Consider the following 590-nt stretch of genomic DNA (forward strand, 5'->3'; position numbering starts at 1 on the left):
CGCACGCCCAAAACACCTTCGGTGTTGTCAGGTTAAGCCGCACGGTTCATTAGTACTGGTTAGCTCAACGTCTCGCAACGCTTACACACCCAGCCTATCCACGTCCTCGTCTCGAACGTTCCTTCAGTGTCCTCAAGGGACAAGGGAAGACTCATCTCAAGGCAAGTTTCCCGCTTAGATGCTTTCAGCGGTTATCTCTGCCGCACTTAGCTACCGGGCAATGCCATTGGCATGACAACCCGAACACCAGTGGTGCGTCCACTCCGGTCCTCTCGTACTAGGAGCAGCCCCTTTCAATCTTCCAACGCCCACGGCAGATAGGGACCGAACTGTCTCACGACGTTCTAAACCCAGCTCGCGTACCACTTTAAATGGCGAACAGCCATACCCTTGGGACCTACTTCAGCCCCAGGATGTGATGAGCCGACATCGAGGTGCCAAACACCGCCGTCGATATGAACTCTTGGGCGGTATCAGCCTGTTATCCCCGGAGTACCTTTTATCCGTTGAGCGATGGCCCTTCCATTCAGAACCACCGGATCACTAAGACCTACTTTCGTACCTGCTCGAGCTGTCACTCTCGCAGTCAA

At 54.4% G+C, this 590-nt stretch carries 1 rRNA gene; it reads right to left on the reverse strand.

The features are described 5' to 3' along the window. Positions 1 to 28 precede the first annotated feature (28 nt). Positions 29 to 590, reverse strand: a 23S ribosomal RNA gene (locus AB204_RS17920); the annotation flags it as partial.

The organism is Xenorhabdus khoisanae, from assembly GCF_001037465.1.
GTDB classification, from domain to species: Bacteria; Pseudomonadota; Gammaproteobacteria; order Enterobacterales; family Enterobacteriaceae; genus Xenorhabdus; species Xenorhabdus khoisanae.